The following is a 15,439-nucleotide window of genomic DNA, read 5'->3' as shown; positions in this document are numbered from 1 at the left end:
TGGATCATGTTCGCACTCTATATCACGCATCCGCAGGTGCGCATCGATCCCTCGGTGCCGGTTCCGGAATGGGGTCTTTCCGATATCGGCGCCGCGCGGGCGCAAACAGCGGCGATGCGTCCTTGGGCGCGTCAGCTCGGTCTGATCGTTTCCAGCGGCGAGCGCAAGGCGATCGAAACTGCCGAATTCCTGGCGACGGCGAGCGGCGCGACGGTTGAAATCGTCGAAGCCATGCATGAAAACGACCGCAGCGCCACGGGCTTCCTGCCGCCGCCGGAATTCGAGAAGGCGGCGGAATGGTTCTTTGCCCATCCACACGAGAGTTTTAAGGGTTGGGAGCGCGCGATCGATGCTCAGGCGCGGATCGTTTCCCATGTGGAGGCCGTTCTCTCGCGACACAATCCGAAGACGCCGATCGCCTTCGTCGGCCATGGCGGCGTCGGCACGCTGCTGAAATGTCACCTGGAAGGCAAGCCGATCGCGCGCCAGGGCGATCAGCCGCCCGGCGGCGGCAATCTTTTCTGTTTCGATCTTGCGAAGCGCGCCGTGTCATGCGACTGGACGCCTATCGAAGATTGGCAGGGGTGGAGTTGAGATGACCGCACGCGACCGCTTGATCGTTGGACTGGATGTTCCAAACCTTCAGGAGGCCGAAAAGGTTGTCAGCACCCTCGGCGAGGACATTCTCTTCTACAAGATCGGCTATCAGCTCGCCTTCGCCGGCGGGCTGGAATTCGCCCGCGACCTTGCCGCCGACGGCAAGAAGATCTTCCTCGACATGAAGCTGCTCGACATCGACAACACAGTCGCGTCCGGCGTCGAAAACATCATCAAGATGGGCATGTCGATGCTGACGCTCCATGCCTATCCGAAGGCGATGCGGGCGGCCGTTGCCGCAGCCAAGGGTTCCGATCTCTGCCTGCTCGGTGTCACCGTGCTGACCTCGATGGATGAGCAGGACCTGATCGCCGCCGGATACGAATACGACCCGCACACGCTGGTGCTGCGCCGTGCCGAACAGGCGCTCCTCGCCGGCATGGGCGGCATCGTATGCTCGGCCGAAGAATCCGCCGCCGTGCGCAAGATCATCGGCCCCGACATGGCGCTGGTGACCCCAGGCATCCGCCCAGCCGGCAGCGACAAGGGCGACCAGAAGCGTGTGATGACACCCGCCGAGGCCATCAAGGCCGGATCGAGCCATCTCGTCGTTGCCCGGCCGATCGTCAAGGCGGCCGATCCGAAGGAGGCCGCCCGCGCCATCCTCGCAGAGATGGACGCTGCGCTCTAAATTGCAGGAAACAGGGAGACAGGATATGGCAAAGGGATATTGGATCGCACGCGTGGATGTTCGCGATGCCGAGCGCTATAAGGATTATGTTGCCGCCGCCAAGCCGGCTTTCGAGAGATTCGGGGCCATTTTCCTTGCCCGCGGCGGCGCTTTCACGCCGCTGGAAGGCCAGGCGCGCGGACGCAACGTCGTTATCGAATTCCCTTCGCTGCAGCATGCCGTCGAGTGCTACAACTCGCCTGAATACCAGGCGGCCGCCAAGATTCGTCATGAAGTGGCGGATGCCGAAATGGTGGTCGTCGAGGGCATCTGAGGCTTTTAAAAAGCCGCCGGAACATGCGGTGCGATAGCTCTTCACCTCGGCCCTCGGATCGGTTAAGACGAAGCCACATCAGCCCTATCTAAGCCTTTCGAGGAGCCTGCCATGACCCTGTCCAACCTTCCGCCGCTCGTGACCGTGTTTGGGGGATCGGGCTTCATCGGGCGGCATGTCGTCCGCGTGCTCGCCAAGCGCGGCTATCGCATCCGCGTTGCCGTACGCCGTCCCGATCTCGCCGGTTTTCTGCAGCCGCAGGGCAATCTCGGCCAAATTTCGATCGTCCAGGCGAACGTACGCTATCGCAACTCCATCGATCGCGCCGTCGAAGGCGCACAGCATGTGGTCAATTGCGTCGGCATTCTCGCCGAAAGTGGCCGCAATAAATTCGATGCGGTGCAGGAATTCGGCGCCAAGGCTATCGCGGAAGCGGCGCGCGGCGTCGGCGCTTCGCTGACGCATATTTCCGCCATCGGCGCGAACGCCAATTCGGCTTCCGCCTATGCCCGCACCAAGGCCCGCGCCGAAGCCGCCATACTGTCGATCAAACCGGATGCCGTCATCCTGCGGCCGTCGATCGTCTTCGGTCCGGAAGACGGCTTCTTCAACAAATTCGCCGATATGTCCCGCACCGCGCCATTCCTGCCGCTGGTTGGCGGCGGCCAGACGAAGTTCCAGCCGGTTTATGTCGAGGATGTCGCCGAGGCAGTGGCCCGCGGCGTCGACGGCAAGCTCAAAGCCGGCACGATCTACGAACTTGGCGGGCCCGAGGTGCTTACTTTCCGTGAATGTCTCGAAACGACGCTTTCCGTTATCAACCGGAAGAAGTCGCTGGTCTCTCTGCCGTTCGGCCTTGCTTCGTTTATCGGCGGCATCGCTTCGGCTGTGCCGTTCATTACGCCGCCGATCACGCCCGATCAAGTTCGTCTCCTGAAGCATGACAATGTGGTCTCCAAGGAAGCCGAGGCGGAAGGCCGGACATTGAAGGATATCGGCCTGATGCCGACCCTGCTGATTTCCGTGCTGCCGTCCTACCTGGTGCGCTACCGCCCGCAGGGTCAGTTCACCGGTTCCGGCAAAGCCGCCTGACGCTCTAACGATTCGAAAAATCGAAGCGCCGTCTGGCTCCTCCAGGCGGCGTTTTTCTTTCGCCCGGCCGCGTTTCCGACATCGAGGAGCCGCCCTCCTCACCTTCATTCACAGCTTGGCGTTGCTCAAAAGACGCACACTGAAAATAGTAGCATTAACGTCAAATTTAACATGAACCTTTATTGCTATTCATCATTTCACTGACTAACACAACCGCGCGTCGCCGGGGGCTCGGCAGGGCACCAATTCGTGGCGCGTTTCACTTCTGCGGAAAGGCATTCTTCGATGGGTAAGTCTATCGCGCTTTTGTTTGCGTGCGCGGCACTGGTGATTCTCGCTGGCTCATTTGTGGCCCGCGGCAGCATCACTTCGGTCAAGGGTGAATGCACGCCGACCTATGGCGTCGATCCCTGCACGACTGGCTCCATCGAGCCTTCATCCTCGAACTGATCGAGCATGAAAAAGGCCGGTTTTCGCCGGCCTTCGTTTTCTCGAAATTTAACTTAAGCGATCCGCCTCAGCCGATCGTATAAAGCCCGATCAGGCCGAGAATGCCGATGCCAATGCGCCACCAAGCGAAGGGCGCGTACCCGCGGCGCGAGACGAAATCGAGCAGCGCCCGAACCACGAACAGTGCCGATATGAAAGCGGTAAAGAAGCCGATGACGATCAGCAGGCCCTGGTCCATGCTGAGGTCGTGACGGCTTTTCCACAGATCCAGCGCGAAGGCGCCGGCCATGGTCGGCATGGCAAGGAAGAAAGAGAATTCCGCGGCAGAGCGCTTGTCGGCGCCGAGCAAGAGGGCACCAACTATGGTGGAGCCCGAACGCGACGTTCCGGGGATCATCGCCAGACATTGGAAGAAGCCGATCTTGATCGCCATCGGCCAAGAGAAGTCATAGGCGCTGGTATATTTGGGCTTGAACGGAACTCTGTCGATAACCAGCAGGACGATGCCGCCGAGGATCAGCGAAATGCAGATGACCTTCGGCGAATCGAACAGAACCGTCTTGATGAAATCATGCGCGATCGCGCCGATAACGGCGGCCGGCAGGAAGCCGAAAAGAACCGCGAGCACGAAATGACGGGCCTTGACGCTGACCGGCAGCGCCTTTGCGATTTGAACGAGGCGATTGAAATAGACAAGCAGGATGGCGAGGATTGCACCGAGCTGGATCAGAACGTCGAAAGTGGCAGCTTCATCAAAACCGAGGAAATGTCCGATCAGTATCAAATGACCCGTGGAGGATACGGGAATGAACTCCGTCAGGCCTTCCACAAGGCCCAAAAACAACGCGATAACAATTTGTTCAACCATATTGTGTCCTTTGTCACGGGGCGGGGTGGCCCGATTCGCTTGTAATAGCTAGGCCAAACTCCTATAGCTTCAACCGATGACGTATGACTAGGGCCGCAAGATGGTGGGCCCGAGACTCTTAGAAGCATCAACTGCAAAAGCCCGAGTATCAATGCCGACGCTGTATCATCATTCTATGTCATCTCCATCACGGTTCGTCCGTCTGATCCTGACCGAATACGGTTATCAGACGGAGTTGATCGAGGAACAGACGTGGGAAAAGCGCCGCGATTTTCTGGCGCTCAATCCGGCCGGCACGCTGCCCGTCTATGTCGATGACAGCATGCGGGCGCTCTGCGGCGCGACCGTGATCTCCGAATATCTCGACGAGACGCATGGCGTTCTGAAGCGGGACCGCCGGCTTCTGGCCGAAGACCCATTCCAGCGCGCCGAAATCCGCCGGCTGGCGGAGTGGTTCATGCAGAAGATGGAACAGGACGTGACGCGGCCTTTGGTGCGTGAACGGGTCTATAAGCTGCAGATGACGGCCGACCAGGGCGGCGGCGCTCCCGACTCCAAGGTGATGCGCATGGCTCGGGGCAACATCCGCCAGCATATGAAGTATCTCTCCTGGCTTGCGGGTTCCCGCCAATGGCTTGCCGGCGAACGGCTGAGCTATGCGGATCTTGCGGCGGCCGCCTCGATTTCCGTTCTCGATTATCTCGGCGAGATCGACTGGATGGAATCGCCCATCGCCAAGGAGTGGTATCAGCGGCTGAAATCGCGCCCGTCTTTCCGGCCGATCCTGGCGGAACGCGTCCGCGGCATCACGCCTGTGTCGCACTACGCCGATCTGGATTTCTGACGAGGGCTGGATATGCCCGACGACCGAGCCATAGACAAAGAAAGCAAGCGACGGCGTATGCTGACGGCCTTTCTTCGTGACGAAGCGCGGACGCAGGGCTTCGATCTCTGCCGCGTCACCCGGCCAGATGCCATTCCCGAGGCAGGGATCAGGCTCTATCAATTCCTCGAACAAGGCTATCACGGCACCATGGCGTGGATGGAGGAGACGCGCGAACGCCGCGGCGATCCCAATATGCTGTGGGGCGATGTCCGCTCCATCGCCGTCTTCGGGCTCAACTACGGGCCCGAGGAAGACCCACGCGGCATTCTGGAAAAGCCCGACAAAGCGGCCATCTCCGTCTATGCCCGCAACCGCGACTATCACGATATCATCAAGGGGCGGCTGAAGGAGATTGCCACCCGCTTCGCGGCGCGGTCGCAGGAAGACGTCAAGGTCTTCGTCGACACTGCGCCGGTCATGGAAAAGCCGCTGGCGGCCGCGGCGGGCCTCGGCTGGCAAGGCAAGCACACTAATCTGGTCAGCCGGACGCACGGGTCGTGGCTGTTCCTCGGCTCGATGTTCACCACGGCGGATCTCGAACCGGACGAGGCCGAGATCGATCATTGCGGCTCCTGCCGCGCCTGTCTTGACGCCTGCCCGACGGCAGCTTTCCCGGCCCCCTACCAGCTCGACGCGCGCCGCTGCATTTCCTATCTGACCATCGAGCACAAAGGACCGATCGATCCAGAGCTCCGGCCGTTGATCGGCAATCGCATCTATGGCTGCGACGACTGTCTTGCCGCCTGTCCCTGGAACAAATTCGCCAGCGCCGCCGCCGAGATGAAGCTGATCGCTCGCGACGACCTCAAGGAACCGCCGATCGCCTTCCTGCTCGGTCTCGACGATGCCGCCTTTCGCACCTTCTTCAGCGGCTCGCCCCTCAAGCGCATCGGCCGCGATCGCTTCATTCGCAATGTGCTGATCGCTGCCGGCAATTCCGGGGAGCGCGGCTTGATCCCGGCGTGCTGCGGTCTGACGGGCGACCCCTCGGCCGTGGTGCGCGGCATGGCCGTCTGGGCATTGGCGCGGTTGATGACGACTGGCGAGTTCCGCAATTTTGCGGCAGAAAGAGGTGATGAACCGGACGCGGATGTGCGCGCGGAATGGATGATGGCGGGAGTTGCGTGATGCATGTGATGATTTTCGGCTGCGGCTATTCGGGAACGGCTATTGCCAAGGCCTTCGCCGGCCCGGGCGTTCGGATCACCGGCACGACCCGTTCGCCCGACAAGACCGGTCCGCTCGGACAGGAGGGCATAGAAGCTTTCCTCTTCGATGGTGAGACATTCGATCCCGCATTGAGCGAGACGATGAAATCCGCCACGCATCTCGTCCAGTCGATCGCGCCCGGCAAGGCGGGTGATCCGCTGCTGCGGCTGGCGCATCTGAATATTCGCGCGCTCATGCCGAAGCTCGAATGGATTTGCTACCTGTCCACCGTCGGCGTCTATGGGGACCATAAGGGCGCATGGGTCAGCGAGGAAACGAGGCTGCATCCGATTTCCGACCGCTCGGTCGAACGCGTCGAAGCGGAGGACGGCTGGCATCGCGTCGGCATCAGGCTCGGCATTCCGGTCGCCGTGCTCCGGCTTGCCGGCATCTATGGTCCGGGCCGCAACACCTTCTGCAATCTGGAAAAGGGAACGGCCCGGCGGCTGATCAAGGCGAACCAGGTGTTCAACCGCATCCGTGTCGAAGACATCGGCGCCTGCGCCACGTTCCTCTCCGAGCGCAAACTCGGCGGCATATATAATGTCACCGATAATGAGCCCGCCCCGCCACAAGACGTCATCGTCGAGGCGGCTCGCCTGATGGGTATCGAGCCGCCGCCGGAACAGGCCTTCGAAACGGCGGAGCTGACGCCCATGGCACGTTCCTTCTATGGTGAGAACAAGCGCGTCTCTAACGCAAAATTGCGGGCGCTGGGCTTCGCCTTCCGCTATCCGGAATACCGCATGTCTCTTGCCCAGCTCTGGTCCTCGGGACACTGGCGCGGCTGAGCGAACGCGAGATCTTTACCTCAGCAATCGCACGAAAATTCCTACTAATCCATATTGGTGAGTTCAATTTGCTCCACATTTATGGTTAATGGTCTCTGAAATTGCACAAATGCGGCAGCAAATAAGGCGAAGTCGGAAAATTATTTTTTCAAGTTTCGTGATCTTCTGCATTGCAGCATCCGTTTGGGAAAATTCGTTCGGTTTTTAACTGATTCCATTGGGTTTTCTCCATCAAACCTTAAGTTTAGCAACCTTTAATATACATGGTCATAAATCACGAATGTTACCATCTGTAACATTCCGTGATATTAGCAAGCACTTTTTTGCCATTTTTCGCCCGATTTAAGCCCCCGCCGCTCACCAGGCGCAAGTTCAATTGTTCGAGGGAAAATCGGTTTGAAGAAAATCAATGGTTCTATTGCGATCATCGCAACTATATCCGCCGCTTTTGCTATCCTCTCTACGGATGCATTTGCAGCATCGGGATGCGGGGGCGCATCATGGTACGGGGGACGCTCCAAGACTGCTTCCGGGGAACGCATGAGTTCAGGCAATTTTACTGCCGCTCATCGCTCGCTTGCCTTTGGCACACGCCTGAAGGTGACCAACCGCCACAACGGCCGCAGCGTTGTCGTTCGCATCAACGATCGCGGGCCTTTCATTCGCGGACGCGTGCTCGATCTCTCCCGTGCTGCAGCGCAGGATATCGGCATGGTTGCTTCCGGCACAGCGAGCGTTTGCTACGACGTCGTTGCTTCGAAATAACCTGCGGATCTGCTGGGAACGATCCCGGCGTTTCGGCCTGACGCTTGCTCTCTCCGTCAATCGCGGCTACCACGCGATTGAGACGTCTCAATAATCTGCCGCCACGTGCTTATTTCGTGCGGATTGATGAGGTGTCAGTGACACTTTGGTGGCGCATGAGCCTTCCGGCAATCCACGTGATTTCGGAGCCGTGCGCAAGCAGGAGAATAGTGAATGCGTCTGGGCGGCCGGCTGCAGGGGGCCATCGAAGTTCTTGCCGATATCGAAGCGCGCAAGCGACCGGTGGCCGACGCCCTGAAGGATTGGGGACTGGCCCATCGCTTCGCCGGCTCCGGTGACCGCGCCGCGATCGGCAACATCGTCTACGATGCTCTGCGCATGCGGCTGTCCCATGGCTGGCTGATGGGCGACGACAGCCCTTCCGCGCTCGCCCATGCCGTGCTCTTTCGCCAATGGGGCTTGACGCCCGAAATGCTGGCCGCCGACCTCGACGGCGACAAATTTGCGCCCGAGCCGCCAGGCGCCGAGGCGCTGGCTGCCTTTGCCGCCCGCAAGATCGAGGATGCGCCTCGCCATATCCAGGGCGACATTCCGGAATGGGTCGAGCATTCCTTCGAACAGGCATTCGGCGATAGCTGGCTTGCCGAAGCGCAGGCCTTGGCCGAGCGGCCGACGCTCGATCTGCGCGCCAATGCGCTGAAGGCTAGCCGCGACAAGGCCGTGAAGGCGCTGGAACGTGCCGGAGCCCATGCTTCGAAGATTGCCCGCTTCGGCATCCGCATTCCCGCAGGAGAAGGCGCATCGCGCCTGCCGAATGTCACCGCCGAACTTTCTTTTCAAAAGGGCTGGTTCGAGGTGCAGGATGAAGGATCGCAGATCGTTGCCGATCTCGTTCTGCCTGAGGAAGGCGACCAGGTGCTCGACTATTGCGCCGGCGGTGGCGGCAAGACGCTCGCTATGTCCGCAGCAATGCACAACAAGGGTCAGGTCCACGCCTATGATTCCGATCGGCGGAGGCTGGCGCCGATTATTGAGCGATTGAAGCGTGCCGGCACGCGCAATGTCCAGGTGCATGACGAAAGAAACGGCCTGCTTCCGCTGCGCGGCAAATTCGACAAGGTGCTGGTCGACGCGCCCTGTACCGGCACCGGTACCTGGCGACGCCGCCCCGATACGAAATGGCGGCTGACGCAGAAGAACCTCGACGAGCGCACCAGCCAGCAGCAGGAAGCGCTGGCCCAGGCCGGCGAATTCGTCCGCCCCGGCGGAATGCTGCTCTACGTCACCTGCTCGGTCCTGCCGGAAGAAAATGAAACGCAGGTCAATCGCTTCGCAGCCAATAATCCGGACTTCGAAGTAGTCGAAGCGCTGAGCTCCTGGGAAAAGCTGTTCGGCAGCGATGCACCCAAGCCACGCTCATCGGATGGCAAGACCATCACCCTGACGCCGGCATCGACCGACACCGACGGCTTCTTCTTCTGCCGGCTGCAGCGGAAGAAATAGGCGGGGCTCACCCCGCCCGCGTTGGATAGTGCTGCGTCGGCGGAATGAGACGATGCGGCATCTGCCGTTTTTCCGGCAAATCCGTTCCTCTGCCAGTGCCGGACCGATAATTTCCCGCTTTAAAATTATTCCAAACTAGAGTGTTTGACACCAGTTTGTTTTTAGTACATGAGACAATTTTACAAGTTTCTGACGGCGCCTCCGCCGTCACAGGAGAGGATTATGAAACTGAAAATCAATTTTGGCGCCGCCCTGGCGCTGGCCGTCGCCTCGACCGCCATGTCCACACTACCGGCGCTTGCGGCCACGCCCGAGCCGGCTGCGATCATCAAGCATTACGCCGAAGTAGGCCATGCCAAGTATGAGGACGCGCTGACCACGGCGCAGGCACTGGATAAGGCGATCGATGCATTGCTTGCCAATCCCAGCGACAAGACGCTGAAGGCCGCGCGGGCTGCCTGGATCAAGGCTCGTGTTCCCTACGAGCAGACGGAAGTCTACCGCTTCGGTAATCCCGTCGTCGACGATTGGGAAGGCGCGGTGAATTCGTGGCCGCTGGACGAAGGCCTGATCGACTATGTCGATGCTTCCTATGGCACCGAGAGCGACGAGAATTCGCTTTATGTCGCCAATGTCATCGCCAACAAGACGATCAAGATCAACGGCAAGGATGTCGACGCTTCGCATCTGACGCCGGAATTCCTCTCCGGCACGCTGCAGCAGGCCGGCGGCGTCGAAGCCAATGTTGCGACCGGCTATCACGCCATCGAATTCCTGCTCTGGGGCCAGGATCTGCACGGCACCGGCCCGGGCGCCGGCGAACGCCCTGCCACCGATTACGATCTGAAGAATTGCACGCATGGCAATTGCGATCGCCGCGGCGAATATCTGAAATCGGCCTCGACCCTGCTCGTCTCCGCCATGCAGGAAATGACCAATGACTGGGCGCCGGATGGCGAAGCCACCAAGCATATCGAAGCCGATCCGAAGGCTGGCCTCGCCGCCATCCTGACTGGCATGGGCTCGCTCTCCTATGGCGAACTCGCAGGCGAGCGCATGAAACTCGGCCTGCTGCTGCACGATCCCGAGCAGGAGCACGACTGCTTCTCCGACAACACCTACAACTCCCACAACAATGCCGCCATCGGTATCGCTGCGGCCTATAACGGCAATTACACGCGCGTCGACGGCACCAAGATGAAGGGTCCGTCGCTGCACGATCTCGTCGCCGCCAAGGACAAGGCGCTGGACAAGGAAATGGAAGGCAAGCTGAACGCGACGCTCGATGCCATGAAGGCCATGGTTCATCGCGGCGAGACCGTCGAGAAGTACGACCAGATGATCGCCGAAGGCAACACCGTCGGCAACGCCACGGTCCAGAAGGCGATCGACGGCCTGCTCGACCAGACAAAGAGCATCCAGCGTGTCGTCGCCGACCTCGATCTCGGCACGATCAAGCTTGAAGGCTCGGACAGCCTGGATAATCCTAACGCCGTCTTCAAGAAGTAATAAAGGAGGGCGGCGGCCTCTGATGATGCTGCCGCCTTGATCCAGATGATCCGCATTCCGGTTGTCAGCGCATTCTTGCCCGCTCTCGCAGCGGGCTTTCTGGTTTTTGCCGTCACGCTGGCGGCAGCCGATGTTCTGAGTTTCCCGACCGTCCGCACTGATTTGTCGGCCGAGACCCTGAAGAAAGTTCAGGACGTGACCCGTCCGACCGCGGATTTCTCCAAGGCCGAGCCCTATGAGGCGATGGAGAGCGGCGCGACGACGTCGATCGCTCCCGTCGGTCGCAACATCTTTTCGCAGCCTTCCGCCAATCTGACCTTGGAGCGTCAAGAGAACTTCCATCTCGGCAATGCGCTGTTTCGCCAGCTCTGGGTCTCCTCTCCCTCCTCCACGCAGGCAACCGATGGGCTGGGGCCGTTGTTCAACGCCCGCTCCTGTCAAAGCTGTCATATCAGGGACGGCCGTGGCCATCCGCCGGAGACGGCTGGAGCCCCCGCTACCTCGATGGTGTTGCGGCTGGCGCGGCCGGCGATCACGCCGGAAGAGGAACAGGCCGTCAAGGATTTCAAGGCGCTGAATTTTCCGGATACGACCTATGGCGCACAGTTGCAGGATCTCGCCGTGCCCAGCCTCGCCGCAGAGGGCAAGATAGCCGTCACCTATAGCGAGGAAACGGTAACGCTGGCGGGCGGAGAAACCGTTTCGCTGCGCAAGCCGAATTATGTCGTGACCGGCCTCGCCTACGGTCCGCTTGGCGAGACAACGACGATCTCGCCGCGCGTTGCGCCCCCGATGATCGGTCTCGGCCTGATCGAAGCCATTCCCGATGCCGATATCCTCGCGCATGCCGATCCCGACGATAAGGATGGGGACGGCATTCGCGGCCGCGCCGCTGTCGTCCGCGACCACCGCACCGGCCAGCCCGCGCTCGGCCGCTTCGGCTGGAAGGCGCAAAATGCCAGCGTGCGCGATCAGGTGGCGGACGCTTTCCTCAACGATATCGGCATCTCCACACCTGACCGGCCGAACGCCCACGGCGACTGCACGGCCAAGGAAGCCCATTGCCTTGCCATGCCGACCGGCGTGCAGAAGCGTCTCGGCGACACGGAAGCACCGGGGCCGATCCTCGATCTCGTCACCTTCTATTCCGAAAACCTCGCCGTGCCCGCGCGCCGCAAGGCAAGCTTTCCCGACGTGCTGCACGGCAAGCAACTCTTCTATCAATCCGGCTGCGCTGCCTGTCATACGCCGAAATTCGTCACCCGCGACGATCTCAAGGGCAGCGACGGCAAGGCTACGGCACAGGCCTTCCAACTCATCTGGCCCTATTCCGATTTCCTGCTGCACGACATGGGCGACGGGCTTACCGATGACCAGCAGGTCGGTGCGGCATCCGGACGCGATTGGCGCACGCCGCCACTCTGGGGTATAGGCCTGACGCAAACGGTCAGCGGCCAGCAAGCTTATCTGCATGACGGCCGCGCCCGCACGCTTACCGAAGCCATCCTCTGGCATGGAGGAGAGGCGCAAAAGGCCCGCAATATATTCGCGAACCTGTCGCCTAGCGACAGGCAAGCGCTTATCAATTTTCTGGAGTCCCTCTGATGCGCCATTGGAAACCTTTCGCGGCCGGCCTTTTTCTCAGCCTTGCGACACTGCCCGCCAATGCTGAGGACGCGACAGCCAATGGCGCCGGGCTGAATGAAGCAGCCGTGCCGGCGGTGCTGCAGAAGGCCGTCGACGAGGTCATCCGCCCCGGCTACCGGGCCGTGCATGACAGCGCCTTGAAGCTGACCACGGCGATGGAAGCGCTCTGCGCCAGTCCTTCCGCCGCAAACCTCGCCAATGCGCAGTCCGCCTTCGGCGACACGGTCAAAAGCTGGTCGCGCATCGAAATAGTGCAGACCGGCCCGGTCCTCGAGAAGAACCGTTTCGAACACATCCTCTTCTATCCCGACCGCAAGGGCGTCGGTCTTCGGCAGGTGCAGGCACTGATCGCCAAAGGCGACGAGCAGGACACCACGGTCGAAGCGGTCGCCGGCAAGAGCGTGGCACTGATGAGTATGACAGCGCTGGAATATGTGCTCTATGGCAACGGCTCCAGCGTTCTCAGCAGCGAAAAGCAAGGATTCCGCTGCCGCTATGGCGCGGCCGTCGCCGGCAACATCGAAATCACCGCCAAGGATATCGCCGACGAATGGGACGATCCGAACGGCGTGCAAAAGTCCTGGAAAAACCCCGGCAAGAGCAGCGACGACTTCATGGACAATAAGGAAGCCGTGACGGCGCTGCTCGGCATCCTTGTGCATGGCGCGGAGAATGTCAGGGATCAGCGACTCGAGACCTTCTACAAGGGCGATCCCGCTACGGCGCGGCCGAAGATGGCGATCTATTGGCGTTCCGGCGACACCTGGGCCTCGCTGTCGGGAAATCTCGAAGGGCTGAAAACGCTCTGGGAAAAAGCCGGCATGGCCGACCTTCTGCCCGCTGACAAGCGCAACATCGCCGACAAGATCGACGGCCTGCTGAAGGAACTGACCCTTACCGCGCCGACCGTCAATCCTGATATCGAAGCAGCACTCGGAAACGATGCCGAGCGCGCCAAGATCGACAAGCTGCTAAATGTGAGCCGCGACCTCACCACCGCTTTCAGCGACAATTACGGCGGCGCAATCGGCCTCTCCGCCGGTTTCTCCTTCGCTGACGGGGATTGATGGCATGCGGAGCGCGCTGATCGACCGCAGGGCCTTCGTAAAAGCGGCGGGGCTGACTTTCCTGGCCGCCTTGAAGCCGGGGGCGCTGATGGCGCTGGAGCAGGCTGACGCGGTCTATGCCTCCGGCATCCGCGCACCAGACGGTTCCTTCGCCGTGGCGACGGTCAGCGAGCGCGGCCAGATCCTCGATCAGGTGACACTGCCCGCCCGCGCCCACGGCATGGCCTTTTCGAAGGCGACCGGCATGACAGTTGCCTTTGCCCGCCGCCCCGGCACCTATGCGATGATCTTCGATCCCCGGAACAAGGCAGAGCCAATCGTCATCACCGCACGCGAGGGCCGGCATTTCTACGGTCATGGCACGTTTTCCCCTGACGGAAAGCTGCTTTACGCCAGCGAGAACGACTTCGATAACAACAGGGGCATGATCGGCATCTACGACGCCCGCAATCGCTTCGCGCGCATCGGCGAATACGAAACCTACGGCACCGGCCCGCATGATATGACCGTTTCCGACAACGGAAGGCTGTTGATCGTCGCCAATGGCGGCATCGAGACCCATCCGGATTTTGGCCGCACCAAGCTCAACCTCGACCACATGCAGCCGTCGCTGACGCTGATCGATGCGGCAAGCGGCCGGCTGGTCGAAAAACACGCCTTGCCGGCGCACTATGCAGAGGTTTCCACCCGTCATGTCGACATCGACGCGCAAGGCCGGATCTGGTTCGCCTCCCAATATGAAGGCCATCGCAACGACCTGCCGCCGCTCGTCGGCCACTTCTCCAAGGGAGAGGACTTGACCTTCATCTCCCTGCCCGACGACACCACCCGCGCCCTCGGCAACTACGTCGGGGCCATCGCCGTCAACCGCACCGACAACCTTGTCGGCGTCACCTCGCCGGTCCAGGGCGCGTCGGTGACACTGGATGCCAAGACCGGGGCGGTGTTGAAGGTGGAAAGCGTCGCCGATGCAGCCGGCATCGCGCCGGCGCGGCATGGCTTTGCCGTTTCCTCCTATGACGGCAATTTCCTCGGCGAGCACAGCAATGTCGCCTGGGACCAGCACATCGTGCGTATCGCCCGCGGCTGACCACGAAACTCCCTAAGCGAGCTTGTTGGCTTCGATAAAGCGGCGCAGCGCCGTCGCCGCATTCAGCATATGCGCCCGCATGCGCCGCGACGCTAATTCCCCATCACCCTCTGCGATCGCCTGCATGATCGCTTCATGCTCCGCCCGGGATCGATCGAGGCGCTGTTCCTGCTGCAATTGCGCGCGGCGGAAGGCCATCAGACGATTGTGTATCGCGATTGCCTGTTCGGCGAGGAAGCTGTTGTGGGTTGCGTGATAGATCGCCTCGTGGAATGCGCGGTTGAACGTATCGTAGGCGTCGAAATCGCCTTTTTTCACGATGGCTTCGGATGAATCGTGCAGTTCGATCAGGTGGCTGCGTTCCAGGGGCGTCATGCGATAGGTGGCGAGCCTTACGCACATGGCCTCGATTTCGGCCACCGTCTCGAACATGTCCATGATGCGTTCGGGTGTCATACGGGCGACGACAACCCCGCGCCGCGCCCGCACTTCGACCAGACCGTTCGCCGCCAGTTGCCTCAACGCCTCCCGAACCGGGGTGCGCGAGGCGCCGAAGCGATCGGCAAGCTGCTGCTCGTCCAGTGCGGCGCCTGCCTCAAGCTTGCCGGCGGCGATCTCATCCGCTAGCGCGTTGCGGATGCGATCGGACAATAACTCGCGATCCTCCGTCGTATCATCCGATTCATCCGTCATTCCTCACTCTCCCTGTCGCTTGTATGCAAAGATGCTTCTACCGCCTCATCTTGCATGCAAATACTGGATCACGCAACCGTTACGCATCCAATTATTGACTGATGTCGCATTTAAGAATACAAAAATGCTCAACGGGCTTTGCTTTTGCATACACAAAGCAGCCTCGTTACCCAGCCGGAATGCAAGACGGGGCGCATTCGATCGGTGTGTTTGGACAGATGCCGCTCCCAAAAATACGAAACCCGCAAGAAGCTCACCGCTCCGATAT

At 60.7% G+C, this 15,439-nt stretch carries 16 protein-coding genes; 14 read left to right on the top strand and 2 right to left on the bottom strand.

Annotated features, from left to right (window positions below; translation table 11 throughout):
* Positions 1–6: 6 nt before the first annotated feature.
* From K290_RS0105445 to K290_RS37845, 5 genes are all read left to right on the top strand, one after another.
* Positions 7–594, top strand: a complete 588-nt coding sequence (locus K290_RS0105445; protein ID WP_028750948.1) for a histidine phosphatase family protein — start codon at positions 7–9, stop codon at positions 592–594.
* Between the two features lies 1 nt (position 595).
* Positions 596–1,288, top strand: a complete 693-nt coding sequence (gene pyrF / locus K290_RS0105440; RefSeq protein ID WP_028750947.1) for an orotidine-5'-phosphate decarboxylase — start codon at positions 596–598, stop codon at positions 1,286–1,288.
* Between the two features lie 25 nt (positions 1,289–1,313).
* Positions 1,314–1,601 carry a DUF1330 domain-containing protein gene (locus tag K290_RS0105435; RefSeq protein ID WP_028750946.1) on the top strand — a complete coding sequence of 96 codons (288 nt, stop codon included), beginning with the start codon at positions 1,314–1,316 and terminating at the stop codon, positions 1,599–1,601.
* Between the two features lie 111 nt (positions 1,602–1,712).
* The gene (locus K290_RS0105430; protein WP_028750945.1) at positions 1,713–2,693 is read left to right on the top strand and encodes a complex I NDUFA9 subunit family protein; all 981 of its coding nucleotides are present in this window, start codon (positions 1,713–1,715) and stop codon (positions 2,691–2,693) included.
* A gap of 285 nt (positions 2,694–2,978) precedes the next feature.
* On the top strand, positions 2,979–3,143 hold the full coding sequence (locus K290_RS37845; protein ID WP_028750944.1) for a hypothetical protein: 165 nt from the start codon (positions 2,979–2,981) through the stop codon (positions 3,141–3,143).
* Between the two features lie 67 nt (positions 3,144–3,210).
* Here the strand turns inward: K290_RS37845 and K290_RS0105420 are convergent, their stop codons facing one another.
* Positions 3,211–4,011 carry an undecaprenyl-diphosphate phosphatase gene (locus tag K290_RS0105420; RefSeq protein ID WP_028750943.1) on the bottom strand — a complete coding sequence of 267 codons (801 nt, stop codon included), beginning with the start codon at positions 4,009–4,011 and terminating at the stop codon, positions 3,211–3,213.
* Between the two features lie 151 nt (positions 4,012–4,162).
* Here K290_RS0105420 and K290_RS0105415 point away from each other — a divergent pair, with 151 nt between their 5' ends.
* The 9 genes from K290_RS0105415 to K290_RS0105375 all read left to right on the top strand — a co-directional run bounded on the left by K290_RS0105415 (position 4,163) and on the right by K290_RS0105375 (position 14,478).
* Positions 4,163–4,855, top strand: coding sequence for a glutathione S-transferase family protein (locus K290_RS0105415; protein ID WP_028750942.1), 693 nt, complete (start codon positions 4,163–4,165; stop codon positions 4,853–4,855).
* 12 nt (positions 4,856–4,867) lie between these two features.
* Positions 4,868–6,025, top strand: coding sequence for a tRNA epoxyqueuosine(34) reductase QueG (gene queG / locus K290_RS0105410; RefSeq protein ID WP_028750941.1), 1,158 nt, complete (start codon positions 4,868–4,870; stop codon positions 6,023–6,025).
* On the top strand, positions 6,025–6,897 hold the full coding sequence (locus tag K290_RS0105405) for an SDR family oxidoreductase (protein WP_028750940.1): 873 nt from the start codon (positions 6,025–6,027) through the stop codon (positions 6,895–6,897). The genes queG and K290_RS0105405 overlap by 1 nt, the downstream gene beginning before the upstream one ends.
* Before the next feature lie 396 nt (positions 6,898–7,293).
* A complete protein-coding gene (locus K290_RS0105400) occupies positions 7,294–7,662 on the top strand; it encodes a septal ring lytic transglycosylase RlpA family protein (protein ID WP_028750939.1) in 369 nt (122 codons plus the stop codon).
* Positions 7,663–7,875: 213 nt separating this feature from the next.
* Positions 7,876–9,165, top strand: coding sequence for an RsmB/NOP family class I SAM-dependent RNA methyltransferase (locus tag K290_RS0105395; protein WP_028750938.1), 1,290 nt, complete (start codon positions 7,876–7,878; stop codon positions 9,163–9,165).
* 222 nt (positions 9,166–9,387) lie between these two features.
* Positions 9,388–10,674, top strand: a complete 1,287-nt coding sequence (locus tag K290_RS0105390) for an imelysin family protein (protein ID WP_028750937.1) — start codon at positions 9,388–9,390, stop codon at positions 10,672–10,674.
* 45 nt (positions 10,675–10,719) lie between these two features.
* Positions 10,720–12,279, top strand: coding sequence for a di-heme oxidoreductase family protein (locus tag K290_RS0105385; RefSeq protein WP_028750936.1), 1,560 nt, complete (start codon positions 10,720–10,722; stop codon positions 12,277–12,279).
* Positions 12,279–13,388 (top strand): imelysin family protein, encoded by a 1,110-nt coding sequence (locus K290_RS0105380; RefSeq protein WP_028750935.1) that lies wholly within the window; start codon positions 12,279–12,281, stop codon positions 13,386–13,388. The genes K290_RS0105385 and K290_RS0105380 overlap by 1 nt, the downstream gene beginning before the upstream one ends.
* Before the next feature lie 4 nt (positions 13,389–13,392).
* Positions 13,393–14,478: a DUF1513 domain-containing protein gene (locus tag K290_RS0105375; RefSeq protein ID WP_028750934.1), complete on the top strand. Its 1,086-nt coding sequence runs from the start codon at positions 13,393–13,395 to the stop codon at positions 14,476–14,478.
* Between the two features lie 12 nt (positions 14,479–14,490).
* On the opposite strand, the gene K290_RS0105370 is transcribed toward K290_RS0105375, so the two are convergent.
* Positions 14,491–15,171, bottom strand: a complete 681-nt coding sequence (locus tag K290_RS0105370) for a GntR family transcriptional regulator (RefSeq protein WP_028750933.1) — start codon at positions 15,169–15,171, stop codon at positions 14,491–14,493.
* Positions 15,172–15,439: the final 268 nt, after the last annotated feature.

The organism is Rhizobium leucaenae USDA 9039, assembly GCF_000426285.1.
GTDB classification, from domain to species: Bacteria; Pseudomonadota; Alphaproteobacteria; order Rhizobiales; family Rhizobiaceae; genus Rhizobium; species Rhizobium leucaenae.
Note: the sequence above shows the minus strand (reverse complement) of the source record. Positions and strands in the feature narration are given on the sequence as shown.

Excerpts from the sequence above, each read along its gene's own strand:
- K290_RS0105445 (WP_028750948.1), top strand. The coding sequence starts at position 7 with ATGTTCGCACTCTATATCACGCATCCGCAGGTGCGCATCGATCCCTCG.
- pyrF (WP_028750947.1), top strand. The coding sequence starts at position 596 with ATGACCGCACGCGACCGCTTGATCGTTGGACTGGATGTTCCAAACCTT.
- K290_RS0105435 (WP_028750946.1), top strand. The coding sequence starts at position 1,314 with ATGGCAAAGGGATATTGGATCGCACGCGTGGATGTTCGCGATGCCGAG.
- K290_RS0105430 (WP_028750945.1), top strand. The coding sequence starts at position 1,713 with ATGACCCTGTCCAACCTTCCGCCGCTCGTGACCGTGTTTGGGGGATCG.
- K290_RS37845 (WP_028750944.1), top strand. The coding sequence starts at position 2,979 with ATGGGTAAGTCTATCGCGCTTTTGTTTGCGTGCGCGGCACTGGTGATT.
- K290_RS0105420 (WP_028750943.1), bottom strand. The coding sequence starts at position 4,011 with ATGGTTGAACAAATTGTTATCGCGTTGTTTTTGGGCCTTGTGGAAGGC.
- K290_RS0105415 (WP_028750942.1), top strand. The coding sequence starts at position 4,163 with ATGCCGACGCTGTATCATCATTCTATGTCATCTCCATCACGGTTCGTC.
- queG (WP_028750941.1), top strand. The coding sequence starts at position 4,868 with ATGCCCGACGACCGAGCCATAGACAAAGAAAGCAAGCGACGGCGTATG.
- K290_RS0105405 (WP_028750940.1), top strand. The coding sequence starts at position 6,025 with ATGCATGTGATGATTTTCGGCTGCGGCTATTCGGGAACGGCTATTGCC.
- K290_RS0105395 (WP_028750938.1), top strand. The coding sequence starts at position 7,876 with ATGCGTCTGGGCGGCCGGCTGCAGGGGGCCATCGAAGTTCTTGCCGAT.
- K290_RS0105390 (WP_028750937.1), top strand. The coding sequence starts at position 9,388 with ATGAAACTGAAAATCAATTTTGGCGCCGCCCTGGCGCTGGCCGTCGCC.
- K290_RS0105385 (WP_028750936.1), top strand. The coding sequence starts at position 10,720 with ATGATCCGCATTCCGGTTGTCAGCGCATTCTTGCCCGCTCTCGCAGCG.
- K290_RS0105380 (WP_028750935.1), top strand. The coding sequence starts at position 12,279 with ATGCGCCATTGGAAACCTTTCGCGGCCGGCCTTTTTCTCAGCCTTGCG.
- K290_RS0105375 (WP_028750934.1), top strand. The coding sequence starts at position 13,393 with ATGCGGAGCGCGCTGATCGACCGCAGGGCCTTCGTAAAAGCGGCGGGG.
- K290_RS0105370 (WP_028750933.1), bottom strand. The coding sequence starts at position 15,171 with ATGACGGATGAATCGGATGATACGACGGAGGATCGCGAGTTATTGTCC.